Origin of the sequence: Caldimonas sp. KR1-144, from assembly GCF_049446155.1 — a bacterium.
In the GTDB taxonomy this organism is placed as follows: Bacteria; Pseudomonadota; Gammaproteobacteria; order Burkholderiales; family Burkholderiaceae_C; genus Rivibacter.
Genome location: NZ_JBMSEE010000010.1, coordinates 13,433 through 30,817 on the forward strand (window position 1 = coordinate 13,433; position 17,385 = coordinate 30,817).

The following is a 17,385-nucleotide window of genomic DNA, read 5'->3' on the forward strand; positions in this document are numbered from 1 at the left end:
TTCAGCGCACCGCCTCGCGCACCGGCGCGAAGCTCTGGCGGTGCGCCGCGCAGGGGCCGTGCTCGCGCAGGGCCTCGAGATGGGCCGCGGTGCTGTAGCCCTTGTGCTCGCCGAAGCCGTATTGCGGATGCGCTTCGTGCAGCGCGTCGCACAGCCGGTCGCGGTGGACCTTGGCGAGGATGGAGGCGGCGGCGATCGAAGCGACCGTGGCGTCGCCCTTCACGATCGCCTCGGCGGTGACACCCAGCACCGGCAGCCGGTTGCCATCGACCAGCACCTTGACCGGCCGCAGCCGCAGGCCGTCGACCGCGCGGCGCATCGCCAGCATCGTCGCGTGCAGGATGTTGAGGCGGTCGATCTCCTCGACGCTGGCCTCGGCGATCGAGCAGCACAGCGCCTTGGCGCGGATCTCGTCGAACAGCACGTCGCGCCGGCGCGGGCTCAGCACCTTGGAGTCGGCGAGGCCGCGGATCGGCTTCTCGTCGTCGAGGATCACCGCGGCGGCGACCACCGGCCCGGCCAGCGGGCCGCGGCCGGCCTCGTCGACGCCGGCCACCAGCCCCGGCGCGTCCCACATGAGGCCGAGCTGCACCGCCGCGCGCGGCTTGCGCAAACGCTGCTCAGCCACCGACCACCTCCGCGATCGCGTCGCCCGCGGCCTGGGCCGTGTTGCGGCGCAGGCTCAGGTGCATCTCGGCAAAGCGCTGCGCGACGCGCTCGCAGTCCGCCGGATCGTCCAGCCATCGGCGCAGTTCGCGCGCCAGCGCCTCGGGCGTCATCTCGTGTTGCAGCAGCTCGGGCACGACGAACTCGCCGGCGAGCACGTTCGGCAGTCCGACCCAGGGCTGGTAGCGCATGTGCCGCATGATCTGCCAACTCAGCGGCGCGATGCGGTAGCCGATCACCATCGGCCGCTTGAACAGCGCGGCCTCGAGCGTCGCGGTGCCGCTGGCGACCAGGGCCACGTCGCAGGCCGCCAGCACTTCGTGCGAGCGGCCGTCGATCAATTCCACGGCGTCTTGCGCGCCGGCCTCGGCCACGGCCGCCTCCACAAGCGGGCGCACGCCGGGCGCGATCGGCAACAGGCAGCGCAGGCCGGGGCGGTCGCGCTTGAGCAGCGCCGCGGCGCGCAGGAAGTCCGCCGCGATGTGGCGGATCTCGCCGCGCCGGCTGCCCGGTAGCACCCCCAGCACCGGCTCGCTGTGGCCCAGGCCGAGGGCCGCGCGCGCCGCGGCGCGCGGCACCTCGAGCGGGATCGCGTCGGCCAGCGGATGGCCGACATAGCTCGCGCGCACGCCGGCCTGGGCCAGCAGCGCCGGCTCGAACGGGAACAGGCACAGCACATGGTCGGCCGAGGCCGCCAGCTTGTGCACGCGCCCGCCCCGCCAGGCCCAGATCGACGGACAGACGAAGTGCACGGTCTTCGTGCCCGCGGCCTTGAGACGCGCCTCGAGGCCGAGGTTGAAGTCCGGCGCGTCGACGCCGATGAAGGCGGCCGGCCGCTCGGCCAGCATGCGGTCACCGAGTTCGCGGCGCAGGCGCAGCAGCGGCAGGTAGACCTTGAGCGCCTCGGCGTAGCCGTGCACCGCGAGGCGATCGCTCGGCCACCAGGCCTGAAAACCTTCGTGGACCATGCGCGGCCCGCCGATGCCGAAGGTCTGCACCTGCGGCCAGCGCGCCTTGACCCCTTGCAGCAACAGCCCGGCGAGCAAGTCGCCAGAGGCTTCGCCAGCGACCAGTCCGAGCTTCATGCGGGCGTTCTGGTCGGGTTCAGCGGACGATGCCGCGCTTGGCAGCGGCGAGGAAACCGAGCATCAGCTCGATGTCGGCCTCGCCGCCTTCGACGCCTGAGCTTCGCAGCGCCGCGATCTCGCCCTGGGCGTCGTCGAGCGTCAGGCCGTTGCGGTAAAGCAGCCGATGCATCTGCTTGACCTGCGCGATGCGCTCGGCCGAGAAGCCGCGCCGGCGCAGGCCTTCGACGTTGAAGCCGTGCACATGGGCCGGGTTGCCGTCGACCATCATGAACGGCGGCACGTCCTGCGAGATCGCGCTGGAAAAGCCCAGCATCGCGTGCGCACCAACCTTGCAGAACTGGTGCACACCAGTCAGCCCGCCGACGATGACCCAGTCATCGATTCGCACGTGGCCGGCCAGCGTCGCGTTGTTGGCCAGGATGCACTGGTTGCCGACGGCCACGTCGTGCGCGACGTGCACGTAGGCCATGATCCAGTTGTCCGAGCCGATGCGCGTGACGCCACCGTCTTGCACCGTGCCGGTGTTGAAGGTGCAGAACTCGCGCACCGTGTTGCGCTCGCCGATCTCCAGGCGCGTCGGCTCGCCGGCGTACTTCTTGTCTTGCGGCGGCCCGCCGATGCTGCTGTGCGGATGGAAGACGTTGTCGGCGCCGATCGTGGTGGCGCCGTCGATCACGCAGTGCGCGCCGATGCGCGTGCGCGCGCCGATGCGCACCGCCGGGCCGATCACGGCATACGGACCGACCACAACGCCTTCGGCCAGCTCGGCCTTCGGATCGACGATCGCCGTCGGATGGACCTGCGTGGACATCTGCGAAGGGTTCAGCAAGGCGCGATCTTGCGCATCGTGCACATCAGCTCGGCCTCGGCCGCGAGCTCGCCGGCCACTGACGCGCGCGCCTTGAACTTGTGGATGCCCGCACGGATGCGGTCGACCTCGACCTCGAGGATGAGCTGGTCGCCGGGCTCGACCGGTCGCTTGAAGCGCGCACCGTCGATGCCGGCGAAATAGATCACCGAGTCCTCGCCGCTGCCCTCGCCCTCGCCCGAGAAGCTCAACAGCGCGGCCGCCTGGGCCAGCGCCTCGAGGATCAGCACGCCGGGCATCACCGGGCGGTGCGGGAAGTGGCCGAGAAACACGGGTTCATTGATCGAGACGTTCTTCAGCGCCTTGATGCGCTTGCCCGCTTCGACCTCCAGCACGCGATCGACCAGCAGGATCGGGTAGCGGTGCGGGATCTTCTTGAGGATGGTGTGGATGTCCATCATGGCGTTTGTTCCTGTTCGCCTTGGCCGCCCTCGGCCAGGCGCTTCTCGAGCGTGCGGACGCGCTCGCGCAGCTGATACAGCTGGCGCAGCGTGACGGCGTTCTTCTCCCAGGCGCGATTGTCGTCGAGCGGGAAGAAGCCGCTGTAGACGCCGGGCCGGCGGATCGAGTGGCTGACGGTGCTCTGCGCGGAGATGTGCACGTCGTCGACGATCTCGAGATGGCCGAGGATGCCGGCGCCGCCGCCGACGGTGCAGCGCGCGCCGATGCGCGTGGAGCCGGCCACCGCGGCGCAACCCGCCATCGCGGTGTGCGCGCCGATGTGCACGTTGTGCGCGATCTGGATGAGGTTGTCGAGCTTGACGCCGTCTTCGAGCACGGTGTCGCCCAGCGCGCCGCGGTCGATGCAGGTGTTGGCGCCGATCTCGACGTCGTCGCCGATGCGCACCGCACCGAGCTGCTCGATCTTCACGTAGCCCTCGCGCGTGGGCGCGAAGCCGAAGCCGTCGGCGCCGATCACGACGCCGCTGTGGACCACGCCGCGCGCACCGATGCTGCAGTCGAAGCCGAGCACGACTTGCGCCGCCAGCCGCGTGCCGGCGCCGACGCGCGCATTGCGCCCGATGTGGCACTGCGGCCCGATCACCGCGCCCTCGCCGATTTGCGCACCGGCCTCCACGACTGCGAGCGCGCCGATGTGCACGCCCGCGCCGATCACGGCGCCGGCATCGACCACCGCGCTCGGATGCACGCCCGGCGCCGCGCCCGGGCGCGCGCGCGCGGCCCACCACTGCGTGAGCCGGGCGAAATAGAGGTAGGGATCGGGCGTGACGATCGCCGCGCCGCGCGCGCAGGCTGCCTCTTTCAACGCCGGTGCGACGATCACCGCGGCGGCCGCGGTGGCTTCGAGCTGCGAGCGGTAGCGCGGATTGGAGAGAAAGGCGATCGAGCGGTCGTCGGCCGCGTCGAGCGGCGCGATGCGCTCGATGGCCAGGCCGGCATCGCCGGCCATCTCTCCGCCGAGGGCGGAGACGATGTCGCCGAGCGTGGTCCTCATGCGAAACACGCGCTCGGCCACCGGAGCGCCGCGCGCTCCGGCGCAGGCATCACTTCGTTGCGGCGGGGCCGTTGAGCGACTTGATCACCTTGTCGGTGATGTCCGCCTTCGGGCCCGCGAACACGGCTTCCTGCAGGATCAGGTCGTACTTCTCCTGCTCGAAGATCTGGCGGATCACCTTGTTCGCACGCTCGACCACCGCACTGAGCTCTTCGTTCTTGCGCTGGTTGAGGTCTTCCTGGAACTCGCGGCGGCGGCGCTGGAAGTCGCGGTCCTGCTCGACCAGCTCGCGCTGGCGGCGGGTGCGCTCGCTCTCGGGCAGCGTGGGAGCGTCCTTCTCGAGCTTGTCCGACGAGGCCTTCAGGCGCTGCGCGGTCTCGGCCAGCTCCTTCTCGCGCTTGCTGAACTCGGTCTCGAGCTTGGCCTGTGCCGCCTTCGCCGCCTGCGACTCGCGCAGGATGCGTTCGCTGTTGACGTAGCCGATCTTCAGATCCTGGGCCTGCACGGCAGAAACACCCAATGCCAGCGCGGATGCGGCCAGCAGCGAGCTCAAGGAAAAAGTCTTCATCAGAACGCAGTCCCGATCTGGAATTGGAACCGTTGGATTCTATCTTGCGAGAACTTGCGCAACGGCGTGCCGTAGCTGAGTTTCAGCGGGCCGACGGGCGACACCCAGCTCAGGCCGATGCCTGCCGACGAACGCAGGTCGTCGAACGAAGCGTTGTCGTCGTTCTCGCCCCAGACGTTGCCGGCATCGGCCCATGCGAACAGACGCAGCGTGCGGTCGTTGCCGGAGCCGGGCACCGGAACGTAGAACTCGGCGTTGATGTTGAGCTTGCGGTTGCCGCCGATGTAGGCACCGGTCACGTCGACGGGGCCGAGCGAGCCCTGGTCGAAGCCGCGCACGGAGCCGAGGCCGCCGCCGTAGAAGTTCTTGAAGATCGGGAACGGCCGGCCACTGAGGCCCTCGCCCCAGCCGGCTTCGGCGTTCAGACCGAGCGTGAACTTCTTGCCCAGCGGGATCCATTGCTGGATCTGATAGTTCGCGCGCAGGTAGCGCGTGTCGAAGGCCGCGCCCCACTCGGCATTGAGCCGCTGGTAGCGGCCCGCCGTCGGCACCAGGGCCGAGTCGCGGCTGTCGCGCTGCCAGCCGAGCGTGATCGGCAAGCTGGTACTGGTGTCGCCGAACTCCTCGCGGTAGAGGAAGTAGCTGTTCGGGATCGACGCGCCGGCACGGATCTCGGTGCGCTCGACACCCACGCCCATGAACACCGTGTCGTACTCGGTGAACGGCACGCCGAAGCGGATCGCGCCGCCTTGCGTGACGATGCTGTACTCCTCGCCCTGGCTGTTGATGGGCTTTTGGGTACGGTAGTAGACGTCGATGCCGCGCGAGACGCCGTCGATCGTGAAGTACGGGTCGACGGTGCTGAGCACGAAGGTGCGGTTATAGCGGCTGGTGTTGAACTCGAGGCCGAGGTAGTTGCCGCTGCCGAAGATGTTGTCCTGCTTGATGCCGAAGTTCAGCGACAGCTTCTCCGCACTCGAGAAGCCGGCGCCGAGCTGGATGTTGCCGGTCGGCTTTTCCTTCACGTTGGCGGTCAGGTCGACCTGGTCGGGCGAACCCGGCACCTCCGCCGTGTCGACCGTGACCTCACTGAAGTAGCCGAGGCGGTCGATGCGGTCGCGTGAGAGCTTGATCTTGCGGCCGTCGTACCACGAGGACTCGAACTGGCGGAACTCGCGGCGCACGATCTCGTCGCGCGTGCGGGCGTTGCCGGCCACGTTGACGCGCCGCACGTAGACGCGCCGCGACGGCTCGCCGACCAGCACCACTGCCACGCGACCGGTGGCGCGGTCGATCTCGGGGCGCGTCTCGATGCGCGCGAAGGCGTAGCCGAACAGGCCGTAGAGCTCGGTGAAGCGGCGCGTCGTCTCGGCGACGTCGGCGGCCCGGTAGGCCTCACCCGGCTTGACGCTGATCACGCGCTTGAAGTCGTCTTCCTTGCCGAGGTAGTCGCCCTCGAGGCGGACCTCGGTCACCGTGTAGGGCTGGCCCTCGGTGATGTTGATCGTGATCGCGATGTTCTGCTTGTCCGGCGAGATCGCGACCTGCGTGGAATCGACCCTGAACTCGAGGTAGCCGCGGTCGAGGTAGTACGAGCGCAGGGTTTCGAGATCGGCGTTGAGCTTGGTGCGCGAGTAGCGGTCGGTCTTGGTGTACCAGGTCAGCCAGCCGCTGGTGGTGCTTTCGAGCTGGCCGAGCAGCGTGCCCTCGGAGAAGGCCTTCGCGCCGACGATGCGGATCTCGCTGATCTTCGCGACCTCGCCCTCGACCACATTGAACGACACGTTGACGCGGTTGCGCTCGATCGGCGTGATGGTGGTCACCACCTCGGCGCCGTAGAGGCTCTTGGTGAGGTACTGGCGCTTGAGTTCCTGCTCGGCGCGGTCGGCGAGCGCGCGGTCGAAGGGCTGGCCTTCGCCGATGCCGACGTCCTTGAGCGACTTCGTCAGCGCGTCCTTGTCGAACTCCTTGAGCCCGACGAACTCGACGCCCGCGATGATCGGACGCTCCTCGACGATCACCACCGCGACGTCGTCGACGATCTCGATGCGAACGTCCTTGAACAGGCCGGTCGCGAAGAGCGCGCGCAGCGCGGCGGCGCCCTTCTCGTCGGTGTAGGTGTCGCCGATGCGAAACGGCAGCGCGCCGAACACGGTGCCGGCGTCGCTGCGCTGCAGGCCCTCGACGCGGATGTCCTTGAGCGTGAACGGATCGACGGCCCACGCGGGCAGCGAAAGCCCCGCGACGAGCGCTGCGGCGATGACGGTGGGACGGAGAGCCGACAGGCGCGAGACGCGGCCGCCGATGCGTGCGTTGTGGGGAGCGTCGTTGCGGCGCGAGGGCCGGCGGCAAAAGGGGGCCGGGCCCACAGACGAGAGCGACATGCGTGGAATCAATGCAGGCCCAGCAGCCGGGCCAGATCGTTGTAGAGGGCGAGTGACATCATCAGGACCATGATCGCGAGGCCGCCTCGCTGCAGCCGATCGAGCCACACCTCGGAGACCGGCCGCCCTGTCACTCCTTCAAAAAGATAATACATGAGGTGCCCGCCATCGAGCATCGGCAGCGGCAGCAGATTCAGCACGCCGAGGCTGACGCTGACCAGCGCGAGAAAGCCCAGGTAGTAGGCCAGGCCGAGCTCGGCGGATTGACCCGCGTAGTCGGCGATCGTCAGCGGCCCGCTGAGGTTGCGCAGCGAGGCCTCGCCGATCAGCATCTTGCCAAGCATGCGCAGGCTCAGGCTCGACACGTCGATCATGCGGCGAAAGCCGTAGCCGATGCCTTCGAGCGCGCCCTGGCGCACCAGCACCATCTCCGGCGCCCCGCCGACAAAGGCCTCGATGCGCGCGACACGCTGCTCGCCCTCGCCCTGCATCTGGGGCTCAACCTCGAGTTCGATCGGCTCGGCCGCTGCGTCGCCGCCGCGCTGCACCAGCCAGGTCATCGGCAGGGGGCGGCCCTCGCGCGCCGCGGCGCGGATGCGCTCGCGCACGCGGGCCGCATCGGGCATCGCCTCGCCGTCGACCGACAGCACGCGATCGCCGGCACGCAGGCCGGCGCGGTCGGCCGGACCGTCGGGCACGACCTTGCCGATCACCGGTTCGCCGAACGGCGAGCCGATGCCGATGCGCTTGAGCAGCGCCGCATCCGCTTCGCGCGCACCGAGCGTCGACAGCGCGAGGCGCACGTCGCGCTCGTGGCGCCCGTCGGCGTCGGTCACGCGCAGCCACAGGTCATCGCCGGCCAGCGTCGATTGCGTCAGCTTCCAGCGCAGGTCGCTGAAGGAATCGATCTCGTCCCAGTCGCCGTCGCGGTCGGCATCCCCTGCGCTGCTGGCGCGCACCCAGTCGCCGGAGCGCAGGCCGGCCTGCTCGGCCAAGCTGCCGCTGGCCGGCGTCGACAGCAGCGCGCGCGGCTCCTCGGTGCCGATCCAGCCGGCGACCGCGTACAGCGCCACTGCCAGCAGCAGGTTGGCGGCCGGGCCGGCAATCACGATCGCGGCACGGCGCAGCAGGGGCTGGCGGTTGAACGCGCGGTGCAGCTCGGACGGATCGACCGCCTCTTCGCGTTCGTCGAGCATCTTCACGTAGCCGCCCAGCGGCAGCGCGGCCACGACGAATTCGGTCTCGCCGCGCTGACGCCGCCACAGCGGGCGGCCGAAGCCGATCGAAAAGCGCAGCACCTTCACGCCGCAGGCCACGGCCACGCGGTAGTGGCCCCACTCATGCACGACGATCAGGATCGCCAGCGTGACGATGAACGCAAGAACCGTGGTCATCGTGCCGTTCTCCGAAGCGCGCTCACCTGCTGCTCGGCGGCCGCGCGGCTGCGCGCATCCAACTCGATCAGCGACTCGAGCGAAGCCGTGGCGCCCGGCTCGATGGACAGCGCCGACAACGTGTCGGCGTTGACGGCATGGATCTGGTCAAAGCGGATGCGCCGCTCGAGGAAGGCCGCCACCGCGACCTCGTTGGCCGCATTGAGCACCGCCGTGCTGCCCGGCGCCGCCGTCAATGCCTGCCAGGCAAGCTGCAGGCCCGGAAAGCGCTCGGCATCGGCGACCTCGAAGCTCAGGTCGCGCAGCGTGGCGAAATCGAGCGTCGCGGCGCCGCTTTCGATGCGCTCGGGCCACGCCAGGCCGTAGGCGATGGGCACGCGCATGTCCGGCGTGCCGAGCTGGGCCAGCACGGAGGCATCGCGGCACACGACCATCGAATGGATGATGCTTTGCGGATGGATCACCACCCGCACGCGCTCGGGCGCGAGCCCGAACAGCCAGCGCGCTTCGATGACCTCGAGCGCCTTGTTCATCATCGTGGCCGAGTCGACCGAGATCTTGCGGCCCATGACCCAGTTCGGATGCGCGCAGGCCTCGTCCGGCGTCACGTCACGCAGCGTGTGCGGCGCACGGGTGCGAAACGGCCCGCCCGAGGCGGTGAGGACGATGTGGTCGATGCGCGCGTCCCAGGCGGAACGGTCTTCCGGCAGGCACTGGAAGATCGCCGAATGCTCGCTGTCGATCGGCAGCAGCGTCGCTGCGCCCTCCTCGACCGCGCGCATGAACAGCTCGCCGCCGACCACCAGCGCTTCCTTGTTGGCCAGCAGCAGCCGCTTGCCGGCACGCGCGGCCGCCAGGCATGGCGCCAGTCCGGCCGCACCGACGATCGCCGCCATCACCGCGTCGACCTGCGGATGGGCGGCCAGGTCGGCGAGCGCCTGCGCGCCGTCGAGCACCTCGGTGTCGGTGTCGGCCAGCGCGGCGCGCAGCGCCCGCGCCTGGGCCTGGCCCGGCATCGCGGCAAAGCGCGGTCGGAAGCGTCGGCACAGTTCGGCCAGTTCGTCGACGCGGCTCGCCGCCGTCAGCGCGAACGCTTCGTAGCGGTCCGGGTGGCGCGCGATCACGTCGAGCGTGCTGGCGCCGATGGAGCCGGTGGCGCCGAGCACGCAGATGCGCTGGCGAAGAGTAGTCATCGGATCAAACCTAAAGCGAAATCAGCGCCAGCGCGACCGGGAAAACCGGCAGCAGCGCGTCGATGCGGTCGAGCACGCCGCCATGGCCGGGCAGCAGGCCGCTGCTGTCCTTGGCGCCGGCGCTGCGCTTGACGAGCGACTCGAACAAGTCGCCCACCACACTCAGCGCGGCCAGGAACACCACCGCGAGCACGAGCACGACCAGTCCGCCGCGCGCGCGCAGTTCGGAAAACAGGCTGGCGCCGTCGATCGTTGCGGCGTAGGCACGATCGAAGGCGACCCATGCCAGCGCCAGCACGATCACCGCGACCAGGCCGCTCCAGACACCCTCCCAGCTCTTGCCGGGGCTGATCGCGGGGGCGAGCTTGCGGCGGCCGAACGCGCGGCCGCCGAAATAGGCCGCCACGTCGGCCACCCAGACCAGCGCGAACACCGACAGCAGGAAATTGACGCCACGCGCGCGCGCCGTCGCCAGGGCCAGCCCGGCCGCCCACAGCAGCACGATGCCCAGCAGGCAGCGCATGGCCACCGGCCAGTCGGGCCAGCGAGCAACGCCGCGCGCGAGCACGAGCGAGCCACCGGCGACCCACCACAGCACCGCCAGCCACCAGAGCCAGGTGACGTCGGCCGCCGGACCGCGAGCCACCCACCAGATGAGCACCGCGCCGAGCGCGACCACCACGCCGAGCGCGACCGCGCGCGCGCCCGGCCAACCGTTCAGGCGCGCCCATTCCCAGCCGGCCGCGCCGATGGCGACCAGCGCCAGAAGGGCGAAAGGCTGGGGCGACGACGCGAACACGGCCGGCAGCAGCAGCGCGAGCAGCAGCACCGCCGTCAGGATGCGCTGGCGCAGCATCTCGGTCAGGCGTCGTTGGCGGCCGCGACTGCGGCGGGAGACGGCTTCACGCCGCCGAAGCGCCGATCGCGCTGCGCGTAGGCGGCGATGGCGCGGTCGAGTTCGGCCTCGTCGAAGTCGGGCCAGAGGCAGTCGGTGAAATGCAGCTCGGCATAGGCCGTCTGCCACAACAGGAAGTTGGAGATGCGCACCTCGCCGCCGGTGCGGATGAACAAGTCCGGATCGGGCGCATAGGCCATGGCCATGAACTCGCCGAGGCGCGCTTCAGTGAGCGCCTCGGCAGGCACGCCAGCTTCGATCGCGCGGCGGCAGGCCTGCACGATGTCCCAGCGGCCGCCGTAGTTGAACGCGACTGACAGCGTGATGCGCGTGTTATGGCGCGTCACCGCCTCGGCCTCGTCCCAGGCTGCGCGGACCTTGTCGGAGACCTTGCTGCGGTCGCCGACGATGCGGATGCGCACGCCTTCGCTGGCGAGCTTGCGCAGATAGTTGGACACCGCCACAAGCACCAGGCTCATCAGGCCGGAGACCTCCTCCTCGGGGCGCTTCCAGTTCTCGCTGGAGAAAGCGAACACCGTGAGGTACTCGACGCCGCGATCGGCGCAGGCCTGCACGGTGCGCACCAACGCATCGACGCCGTGCTTGTGGCCGAAGAAGCGGGGCATCAGGCGGCGGTTGGCCCAGCGGCCGTTGCCGTCCATCACGACGGCGATGTGGCGCGGAATGGCGGGCACGACCGGTGCGCGGGGCTTGAACAGCGACACGTCGGGCAGTCCGCTCAGACCGCCAGGATCTCGGCTTCCTTGCCGTGAACGAGCTTGTCGATCTCGGCAATCGTCTTGTCGGTGAGCTTCTGGATTTCTTCACCCGAGCGGCGCTCGTCGTCCTCGGTGATCTGCTTGTCCTTGGCGAGCTTCTTGGCGTGCTCGTTGGCGTCGCGGCGCAGGTTGCGCACGGCGATCTTGGCTTCCTCGCCGGCGTGGCGCACGACCTTGGTCAGCTCCTTGCGGCGCTCCTCGGTCAGCGCCGGCATCGGCACGCGCAGCAAGTCGCCTTGCGAGGCCGGGTTCAGGCCGAGGTCGCTCTCGCGGATCGCTTTCTCGATCTTGGCGCCCATGCCCTTCTCCCAGGGCTGCACGCCGATCGTGCGCGCGTCGAGCAGGGTCACGTTGGCGACCTGGCTCAGCGGCACCATCGAGCCGTAGTACTCGACATGCACCTGATCCAGAAGGCCCGTGTGCGCGCGGCCGGTGCGGATCTTGGTCAGCTCGTGCTTGAAGGCCTCGACCGTTTTGGCGGTCTTCTGCTCGAAGTTCTTGCGGATGTCGGCGATGCTCATGATCGTGCTTTCGATATCGACAACGTGAAGGCGCTCAACGAGAGGCGCTCAGACATGCACCAGCGTGCCCTCGTCCTCGCCCATCACGACGCGCTTGAGCGCACCGGGCTTGAAGATCGAGAACACCTTGATCGGCAGCTTCTGGTCGCGGCACAGCGCGAACGCGGTCGCGTCCATCACCGCCAGGTTCTTGCTGATGGCCTCGTCGAAGCTGATCTTGGTATAGCGCGTGGCGTCGGGGTACTTGTTCGGATCGGCGGTGTAGACGCCGTCGACCTTGGTGGCCTTGAGGACCACCTGCGCGCCGATCTCGGCGCCGCGCAGCGCCGCCGCGGTGTCGGTGGTGAAGAAAGGGTTGCCGGTGCCGGCGGCGAAGACAACCACCTTGCCCTCTTCGAGGTACTGCAGCGCCTTGGGCCGCACGTAGGGCTCGACCACCTGCTCGATGCTGATTGCGCTCATCACGCGCGCGGTCATGCCCTCCTGGCGCATCGTGTCGGCCAGCGCGAGCGAGTTCATCACGGTGGCCAGCATGCCCATGTAGTCGGCCGTGGCGCGGTCCATGCCGACCGAGCCGCCGGCGACGCCGCGGAAGATGTTGCCGCCGCCGATCACGACCGCGACCTCGCAGCCCAGCTGCGTGATTTCCTGGATCTCGCGCACCATGCGAACGATGGTGGCGCGGTTGATGCCGTAGGCATCGTCGCCCATCAGGGCCTCACCGGACAGCTTGAGCAGGATGCGCTGGTACGCGGGCATTCAGGGACTCCGAAACACGGCGCGTGGGCCGATCGGTGGGGGCAGAGTGTAGAAGATGCGACACGGCGCGCCGGGCGGGGTTCCACCGCCTTCGGCGCGCCGTCTGGGTGCGGGCTTACTGGCCCTTGGCGGCAGCGACCTGGGCCGCGACTTCGGCGGCGAAGTCGTCGACCTTCTTCTCGATGCCCTCGCCCACCACGTAGAGGGTGAAGCCCTTCACCGTGGTGTTGGCGGCCTTGAGCATCTGCTCGACGGTCTGCTTGTCGTTCTTGACGAAGGCCTGGTTGAACAGCGAGACCTCCTTGAGGTACTTCTGCACCGAGCCCTCGACCATCTTGGCGACGATGTCGGCCGGCTTGCCCGACTCGGCGGCCTTGGCGTTGGCGACGCTGCGCTCCTTCTCGATCAGCTCGGCCGGCACGTCGGCCGACGACAGCGCGACCGGCTTCATCGCGGCCACGTGCATCGCAACGTCCTTGGCGGCCACGTCATCGCCGGTGTACTCGACCACGACGCCGATTCGCGTGCCGTGCAGGTAGCTGGCCAGCTTGGCGTCGCCCGAGAAGCGCTTGAAGCGGCGGATCGACATGTTCTCGCCGATCTTGCCGATCAGCGCCGAACGCGTGGCCTCGACGGTCGCGCCGTCGATCTCGAGCGCCGACAGGGCGGTAACGTCGGCCGGGTTCTTGGTCGCGACGAGTTCGGCGATCTTCTTGCCGAAGGCGAGGAAGTCGTCGTTCTTCGAGACGAAGTCGGTCTCGCAGTTGATCTCGACGAGCGCACCGGTGGTGCCGTCGATGTGCACGGCGACGATGCCTTCGGCGGTCACGCGCGAGGCGGCCTTGCTGGCCTTGTTGCCGAGCTTGACGCGCAGGATCTCTTCGGCCTTGTTGAGGTCGCCGTCGGCTTCGGTGAGGGCCTTCTTGCACTCCATCATCGGCGCATCGGTCTTGGCGCGAAGTTCGGCCACCATGCTGGCGGTGATTGCGGGCATTGCTTGACTCCTTGGATGCGGCCGCGCCTCGAGGCGCGGCCGGTTTCGATTCGGGATCGGTGTGAAGGGTCCGGATGGACGAAGGGGCTGATCGCTCAGCCCCTTACGTCATCGCGCGGCCGCCGCTCGGCGGGGGACGCCGTGCGGGCGGGCCGGCCGGTCAGGCGGCGTCGACTTCGACGAACTCGTCGCCGCCCTGGGCAGCGGCGACCACGTCGTTGACGGCGTTGGCCTTGCCTTCGAGCACGGCATCGGCGACGGCGCGCGCGTACAGCACGACGGCCTTGGCCGAGTCATCGTTGCCCGGGATCACGTAGTCGATGCCGTCCGGCGAGTGGTTCGTGTCCACCACGCCGATGACCGGAATGCCCAGCTTCTTGGCCTCGGCGATGGCGATCTTGTGGTAGCCGACGTCGATCACGAAGATCGCGTCCGGCAGCGCATTCATGTTCTGGATGCCGCCGATGTCCTTTTCCAGCTTGGCGATCTCGCGCTGGAACATCAGCGCTTCCTTCTTGATCGCGGGCTGGGTGCCGGCCTCGACCTGGGCCTGCATGTCCTTGAGCTTCTTCAGCGAACCCTTGACGGTCTTGAAGTTGGTCAGCATGCCGCCAAGCCAACGCTGGTCGACATAGGGCATGCCGGCGCGCAGGGCTTCCTGCGCGACCACCTCGCGCGCCTGGCGCTTGGTGCCGACCATCAGGATCGTGCCGCGCTTGCTCGCGATCTGGCGCACGAACTTCATCGCTTCCTCGAAGAGCGGCAGCGTCTTCTCGAGGTTGATGATGTGGATCTTGTTGCGGTGGCCAAAGATGAACGGCGCCATCTTCGGGTTCCAGAAGCGCGTCTGGTGGCCGAAATGCACACCCGCTTCCAGCATTTCACGCATGCTGTAGGACATGAGAACTCCTAAAAGGTTGGGTCTAGAATCCGGCGCTGATTGCATGCGGTTGCATCCGATTCATCTCGAATGCGTGGCGCGCGCAACACCTTGGGTGGCCTGATTCGCGAATTGCCGATGCCAGCTCCATCCAGCGGCTTCCTCGCGAAAGCCCTCTCGAAACCGTCACCGAGTCACCTGGGCATTGACTGCGATCCTGCTGGATCGCAAAGCCCCTGCCCGGGTAAACCCAAAGAGTATAGCACCGTGGATATGCAGCACGATGGATGACGACCTGATCGCCACCCGCGTGCGCATCCATCAAGGCCGCAGCAGCGCGCTCGCCGAGATCGAGCGCAGCCTGCGGGCCGCGGCGGGACGGTACGCCGCAGGCGCCTTCCTGCAGCTCGACGCCGAGGCCGCGCGCGCGACCGCCGCGGCGGTCGACGCCCAACACCGCCATGGCGCGCCGCTGCCGCCGCTCGCCGGGCTGGCGGTGAGCGTGAAGGACCTCTTCGATGTCGCCGGTCAGGTCACGACCGCAGGCTCGACGGTGCTCGCCGGGCATGCGCCGGCGCCGACCGACGCACCCGCGGTAGCGCGGCTGCGGTCAGCCGGTGCGGCGCTGATCGGGCGCACGCACATGACCGAGTTCGCCTTCTCCGGGGTTGGCCTGAACCCGCACCACCCCACGCCCGCCAACGTGCCGTGGCGCGCGCTGGACGCGGCGCCGCGCATCCCCGGCGGCTCCAGTTCGGGCGCGGCCGTATCGGTCGCCGCGGGCGCGGCCTGGGCCGCGCTCGGCTCCGACACCGGCGGTTCGATTCGCATTCCCGCGGCGCTCCAAGGCCTGGTCGGCTTCAAGTCCACGGCAGCGCGGGTGCCGACCGATGGCGCCGTACCGCTGTCGACCACGCTCGACACCGCCTGCGCGATCACCCGGTCGGTGCGCGACGCGATCCTGTTGCACGAGGTGCTGGCCGCGCGCACCGTGTCGCTCGCCGGCCGACCGCTCGCCGCGACGCGCTTCGCGGTGCCCACGACGCTGATGCCCGATGGCCTCGATCCTGCCGTGGCCCGCGCCTTCGATCGGGCGCTGGAGCAGCTGCGCCGTGCCGGCGCCCGGGTCGAGGAGATCGCCCTGACCGAGCTCGGCGAGGTGGCGGCCATCAACGCCAGCGGCGGCTTCTCCGCGGCCGAGGCATGGCACTGGCACCGCACGTTGCTGGCCGAGCACGAATCTCGCTACGACCCGCGCGTGGCGCTGCGCATTCGGCGCGGCGCGTCGATGAGCGCCACCGATTACCTCGAATTGCGGCGCGCCCGCGCCGACTGGATCTCGCGCATGCACCATGCCATGCGGGGCTTCGATGCCCTGCTCAGCCCCACCGTCCCGCTGATGCCGCCACCGATCGCCGACCTCGAAGCCAGCGACGAAGCCTTCTTCGCCGCCAACGCCCAGCTGCTGCGCAACCCTTCGGTCGTCAACCTGCTCGACGGCTGCGCACTGTCGCTGCCCTGCCAGGCGCCGGGCGCGGCGCCGGTGGGCTTGATGCTGTGGGCGCGCGGCGATGCCGACGATGCGCTGCTGGACACGGCATCGGCCGTCGAGGCGGCGCTCGCCAGCGCGGCGCACTCATGAAGGTCGCCGTCATCGGCGCCGGCATCGTCGGCGTCACCAGTGCCTACGAGCTGGCACGCGCGGGCCACGACGTCACGGTCTACGAGCGGCGCAGCGGCGTCGCCGCCGATGCCAGCTTCGGCACCGGCGGGCTGGTCGCCGTCGCCGGGCTCGAATTGCGCGAATCCCCGCGCTGGTCGCTGACGCCCGACAGCGCGCGCTGGTTGTGGGCACGCCGACGCAGCGAACGACGCAGCGACGAGGCGATCGCTGCGCTGGTCGAACTGGCTCGCGCCAGCCAGGCGCGCCTGGGCGAGCTGCGCCAGCAGCTGCAGCTCGACTACGAACGCAGCACCGGCGTGCTGCACCTGTTCTCGAACGATGCCGCGCTCGAGGCACGCGCCCAGGCGTGGGCGCATCTGGGCATCGCCGCTCGCCGGCTCGAGCCCGGCCAGTGCCTGAGCGTGGAGCCGGGACTCAACGGCCTGCGCGAGCCGGCCGGCGGCCTGCTCGTGACGGGCGACGAAGTCGGCAACTGCCGCCAGGTCGCGCACCTGTTGCGCGACGCCGCCGAGGACCTGGGCGTCGACTTCCGCTTCGCCACGACCGTGCACGCCATCACGCCCGGCGCCCGGCCGAGCCTGCGCTCCGAGCAGCTGGCGCTGACGACCGGCTTTGCGACCAGCCGGCTCGCCGCGGCCAACGGCGCGGCCGAAGCGCGCCGCGTGATGCTCCAGCGCGCGCATGCGGCCGCGCGCTACCTCGATCCGGTCGCCGAGGAAGCCTTCGACGCGATCGTCGTCTGCGCCGGGACCGAGTCGCGACGGCTGTTGCAGCCGCTGGGCGTGCATCTCCCGCTGCAAGCCGTCCACGGCTGCGCGCTGACCGTGCCGCTGCGCAGCCCCGAGCGCGGCCCGCGCAGCGCGGTCGTGGACCCCGAACGCGGCGTCACACTCAGCCGCCTGGGCACGCGCCTGCGGGTCAGCGGCGGCCACGAACTCGGCAGCGAGTCGTCGCAGCCGCGACGCAAGACGGTCGAGTTGCTCTACCGCGTGCTCGACGACTGGTTCCCCGGCGCCGCGCATCTCGCGCGCCCGCAGCTGTGGAGCGGTGCGCGACCCACCATGGCCGACGGCCTGCCGCGCATCGGCGCCGCACCGCGGCTGCCCGGGTTGTGGTTCAACCTCGGGCACGGCGATCACGGCTGGAGCCTGGCCTGCGGCAGCGCCCAGCAATTGACGCGTCAACTGAGCGGCGCAGAGCCGATTCGCGCCTTCGACCCGTTGAAGGAAGCCAGCTGAGCCGAGGCGGCGCTAAGC

General features: G+C 69.6%; 17 protein-coding genes. 2 read left to right on the top strand and 15 right to left on the bottom strand.

The genetic code is table 11. From position 1 onward, the window contains the following. Window position 1: 1 nt before the first annotated feature. The 15 genes from rnhB to rpsB all read right to left on the bottom strand — a co-directional run bounded on the left by rnhB (window position 2) and on the right by rpsB (window position 14,466). On the bottom strand, window positions 2-577 hold the full coding sequence (rnhB, locus tag ACO2TI_RS20150; RefSeq protein WP_423287150.1) for a ribonuclease HII: 576 nt from the start codon (window positions 575-577) through the stop codon (window positions 2-4). 43 nt (window positions 578-620) lie between these two features. Continuing rightward, on the bottom strand, window positions 621-1,751 hold the full coding sequence (gene lpxB / locus ACO2TI_RS20155) for a lipid-A-disaccharide synthase (protein WP_423286969.1): 1,131 nt from the start codon (window positions 1,749-1,751) through the stop codon (window positions 621-623). A gap of 19 nt (window positions 1,752-1,770) precedes the next feature. After that, window positions 1,771-2,565 carry an acyl-ACP--UDP-N-acetylglucosamine O-acyltransferase gene (gene lpxA, locus ACO2TI_RS20160; RefSeq protein WP_423287151.1) on the bottom strand — a complete coding sequence of 265 codons (795 nt, stop codon included), beginning with the start codon at window positions 2,563-2,565 and terminating at the stop codon, window positions 1,771-1,773. A gap of 11 nt (window positions 2,566-2,576) precedes the next feature. After that, window positions 2,577-3,023, bottom strand: a complete 447-nt coding sequence (gene fabZ / locus ACO2TI_RS20165; protein ID WP_423286970.1) for a 3-hydroxyacyl-ACP dehydratase FabZ — start codon at window positions 3,021-3,023, stop codon at window positions 2,577-2,579. After that, window positions 3,020-4,078, bottom strand: coding sequence for a UDP-3-O-(3-hydroxymyristoyl)glucosamine N-acyltransferase (gene lpxD, locus ACO2TI_RS20170; protein ID WP_423286971.1), 1,059 nt, complete (start codon window positions 4,076-4,078; stop codon window positions 3,020-3,022). Before lpxD ends, fabZ begins: the two co-directional genes overlap by 4 nt. 49 nt (window positions 4,079-4,127) lie before the next feature. Beyond that, a complete protein-coding gene (locus ACO2TI_RS20175) occupies window positions 4,128-4,646 on the bottom strand; it encodes an OmpH family outer membrane protein (RefSeq protein ID WP_423286972.1) in 519 nt (172 codons plus the stop codon). Further along, window positions 4,646-7,030: an outer membrane protein assembly factor BamA gene (gene bamA, locus ACO2TI_RS20180; RefSeq protein WP_423286973.1), complete on the bottom strand. Its 2,385-nt coding sequence runs from the start codon at window positions 7,028-7,030 to the stop codon at window positions 4,646-4,648. The genes ACO2TI_RS20175 and bamA overlap by 1 nt, the downstream gene beginning before the upstream one ends. Before the next feature lie 8 nt (window positions 7,031-7,038). Continuing rightward, window positions 7,039-8,424, bottom strand: a complete 1,386-nt coding sequence (gene rseP / locus ACO2TI_RS20185; protein WP_423286974.1) for an RIP metalloprotease RseP — start codon at window positions 8,422-8,424, stop codon at window positions 7,039-7,041. Then, window positions 8,421-9,617, bottom strand: a complete 1,197-nt coding sequence (gene ispC / locus ACO2TI_RS20190; RefSeq protein ID WP_423286975.1) for a 1-deoxy-D-xylulose-5-phosphate reductoisomerase — start codon at window positions 9,615-9,617, stop codon at window positions 8,421-8,423. Before ispC ends, rseP begins: the two co-directional genes overlap by 4 nt. Before the next feature lie 10 nt (window positions 9,618-9,627). Then, window positions 9,628-10,473, bottom strand: a complete 846-nt coding sequence (locus tag ACO2TI_RS20195; RefSeq protein WP_423286976.1) for a phosphatidate cytidylyltransferase — start codon at window positions 10,471-10,473, stop codon at window positions 9,628-9,630. 5 nt (window positions 10,474-10,478) lie between these two features. Next, window positions 10,479-11,237, bottom strand: a complete 759-nt coding sequence (uppS, locus tag ACO2TI_RS20200) for a polyprenyl diphosphate synthase (protein ID WP_423286977.1) — start codon at window positions 11,235-11,237, stop codon at window positions 10,479-10,481. Between the two features lie 14 nt (window positions 11,238-11,251). Continuing rightward, window positions 11,252-11,812, bottom strand: coding sequence for a ribosome recycling factor (gene frr, locus ACO2TI_RS20205; RefSeq protein ID WP_423286978.1), 561 nt, complete (start codon window positions 11,810-11,812; stop codon window positions 11,252-11,254). Between the two features lie 48 nt (window positions 11,813-11,860). Beyond that, window positions 11,861-12,571 carry a UMP kinase gene (gene pyrH, locus ACO2TI_RS20210; protein ID WP_423286979.1) on the bottom strand — a complete coding sequence of 237 codons (711 nt, stop codon included), beginning with the start codon at window positions 12,569-12,571 and terminating at the stop codon, window positions 11,861-11,863. Between the two features lie 115 nt (window positions 12,572-12,686). Then, window positions 12,687-13,565 carry a translation elongation factor Ts gene (gene tsf / locus ACO2TI_RS20215; protein WP_423286980.1) on the bottom strand — a complete coding sequence of 293 codons (879 nt, stop codon included), beginning with the start codon at window positions 13,563-13,565 and terminating at the stop codon, window positions 12,687-12,689. A gap of 160 nt (window positions 13,566-13,725) precedes the next feature. Beyond that, entirely contained in the window at window positions 13,726-14,466 is a 741-nt protein-coding gene (rpsB, locus tag ACO2TI_RS20220; protein WP_423286981.1) for a 30S ribosomal protein S2, read from the bottom strand. Window positions 14,467-14,728: 262 nt separating this feature from the next. Here rpsB and ACO2TI_RS20225 point away from each other — a divergent pair, with 262 nt between their 5' ends. Together ACO2TI_RS20225 and ACO2TI_RS20230 are read left to right on the top strand one after the other, a co-directional pair. Beyond that, window positions 14,729-16,087: an amidase gene (locus ACO2TI_RS20225; RefSeq protein WP_423286982.1), complete on the top strand. Its 1,359-nt coding sequence runs from the start codon at window positions 14,729-14,731 to the stop codon at window positions 16,085-16,087. After that, window positions 16,084-17,367, top strand: coding sequence for an FAD-dependent oxidoreductase (locus tag ACO2TI_RS20230; RefSeq protein WP_423286983.1), 1,284 nt, complete (start codon window positions 16,084-16,086; stop codon window positions 17,365-17,367). The genes ACO2TI_RS20225 and ACO2TI_RS20230 overlap by 4 nt, the downstream gene beginning before the upstream one ends. The last annotated feature ends 18 nt before the right edge of the window (window positions 17,368-17,385 follow it).

What these genes read in the sequence shown, in the direction of transcription:
- rpsB (WP_423286981.1), bottom strand. Translation starts at nt 14,466, where the DNA reads ATGTCCTACAGCATGCGTGAAATGCTGGAAGCGGGTGTGCATTTCGGC.
- ACO2TI_RS20175 (WP_423286972.1), bottom strand. Translation starts at nt 4,646, where the DNA reads ATGAAGACTTTTTCCTTGAGCTCGCTGCTGGCCGCATCCGCGCTGGCA.
- ACO2TI_RS20195 (WP_423286976.1), bottom strand. Translation starts at nt 10,473, where the DNA reads ATGCTGCGCCAGCGCATCCTGACGGCGGTGCTGCTGCTCGCGCTGCTG.
- lpxD (WP_423286971.1), bottom strand. Translation starts at nt 4,078, where the DNA reads ATGAGGACCACGCTCGGCGACATCGTCTCCGCCCTCGGCGGAGAGATG.
- pyrH (WP_423286979.1), bottom strand. Translation starts at nt 12,571, where the DNA reads ATGCCCGCGTACCAGCGCATCCTGCTCAAGCTGTCCGGTGAGGCCCTG.
- fabZ (WP_423286970.1), bottom strand. Translation starts at nt 3,023, where the DNA reads ATGATGGACATCCACACCATCCTCAAGAAGATCCCGCACCGCTACCCG.
- lpxA (WP_423287151.1), bottom strand. Translation starts at nt 2,565, where the DNA reads ATGTCCACGCAGGTCCATCCGACGGCGATCGTCGATCCGAAGGCCGAG.
- frr (WP_423286978.1), bottom strand. Translation starts at nt 11,812, where the DNA reads ATGAGCATCGCCGACATCCGCAAGAACTTCGAGCAGAAGACCGCCAAA.
- tsf (WP_423286980.1), bottom strand. Translation starts at nt 13,565, where the DNA reads ATGCCCGCAATCACCGCCAGCATGGTGGCCGAACTTCGCGCCAAGACC.
- bamA (WP_423286973.1), bottom strand. Translation starts at nt 7,030, where the DNA reads ATGTCGCTCTCGTCTGTGGGCCCGGCCCCCTTTTGCCGCCGGCCCTCG.
- rseP (WP_423286974.1), bottom strand. Translation starts at nt 8,424, where the DNA reads ATGACCACGGTTCTTGCGTTCATCGTCACGCTGGCGATCCTGATCGTC.
- ACO2TI_RS20225 (WP_423286982.1), top strand. Translation starts at nt 14,729, where the DNA reads ATGGATGACGACCTGATCGCCACCCGCGTGCGCATCCATCAAGGCCGC.
- rnhB (WP_423287150.1), bottom strand. Translation starts at nt 577, where the DNA reads ATGTGGGACGCGCCGGGGCTGGTGGCCGGCGTCGACGAGGCCGGCCGC.
- lpxB (WP_423286969.1), bottom strand. Translation starts at nt 1,751, where the DNA reads ATGAAGCTCGGACTGGTCGCTGGCGAAGCCTCTGGCGACTTGCTCGCC.
- ACO2TI_RS20230 (WP_423286983.1), top strand. Translation starts at nt 16,084, where the DNA reads ATGAAGGTCGCCGTCATCGGCGCCGGCATCGTCGGCGTCACCAGTGCC.
- ispC (WP_423286975.1), bottom strand. Translation starts at nt 9,617, where the DNA reads ATGACTACTCTTCGCCAGCGCATCTGCGTGCTCGGCGCCACCGGCTCC.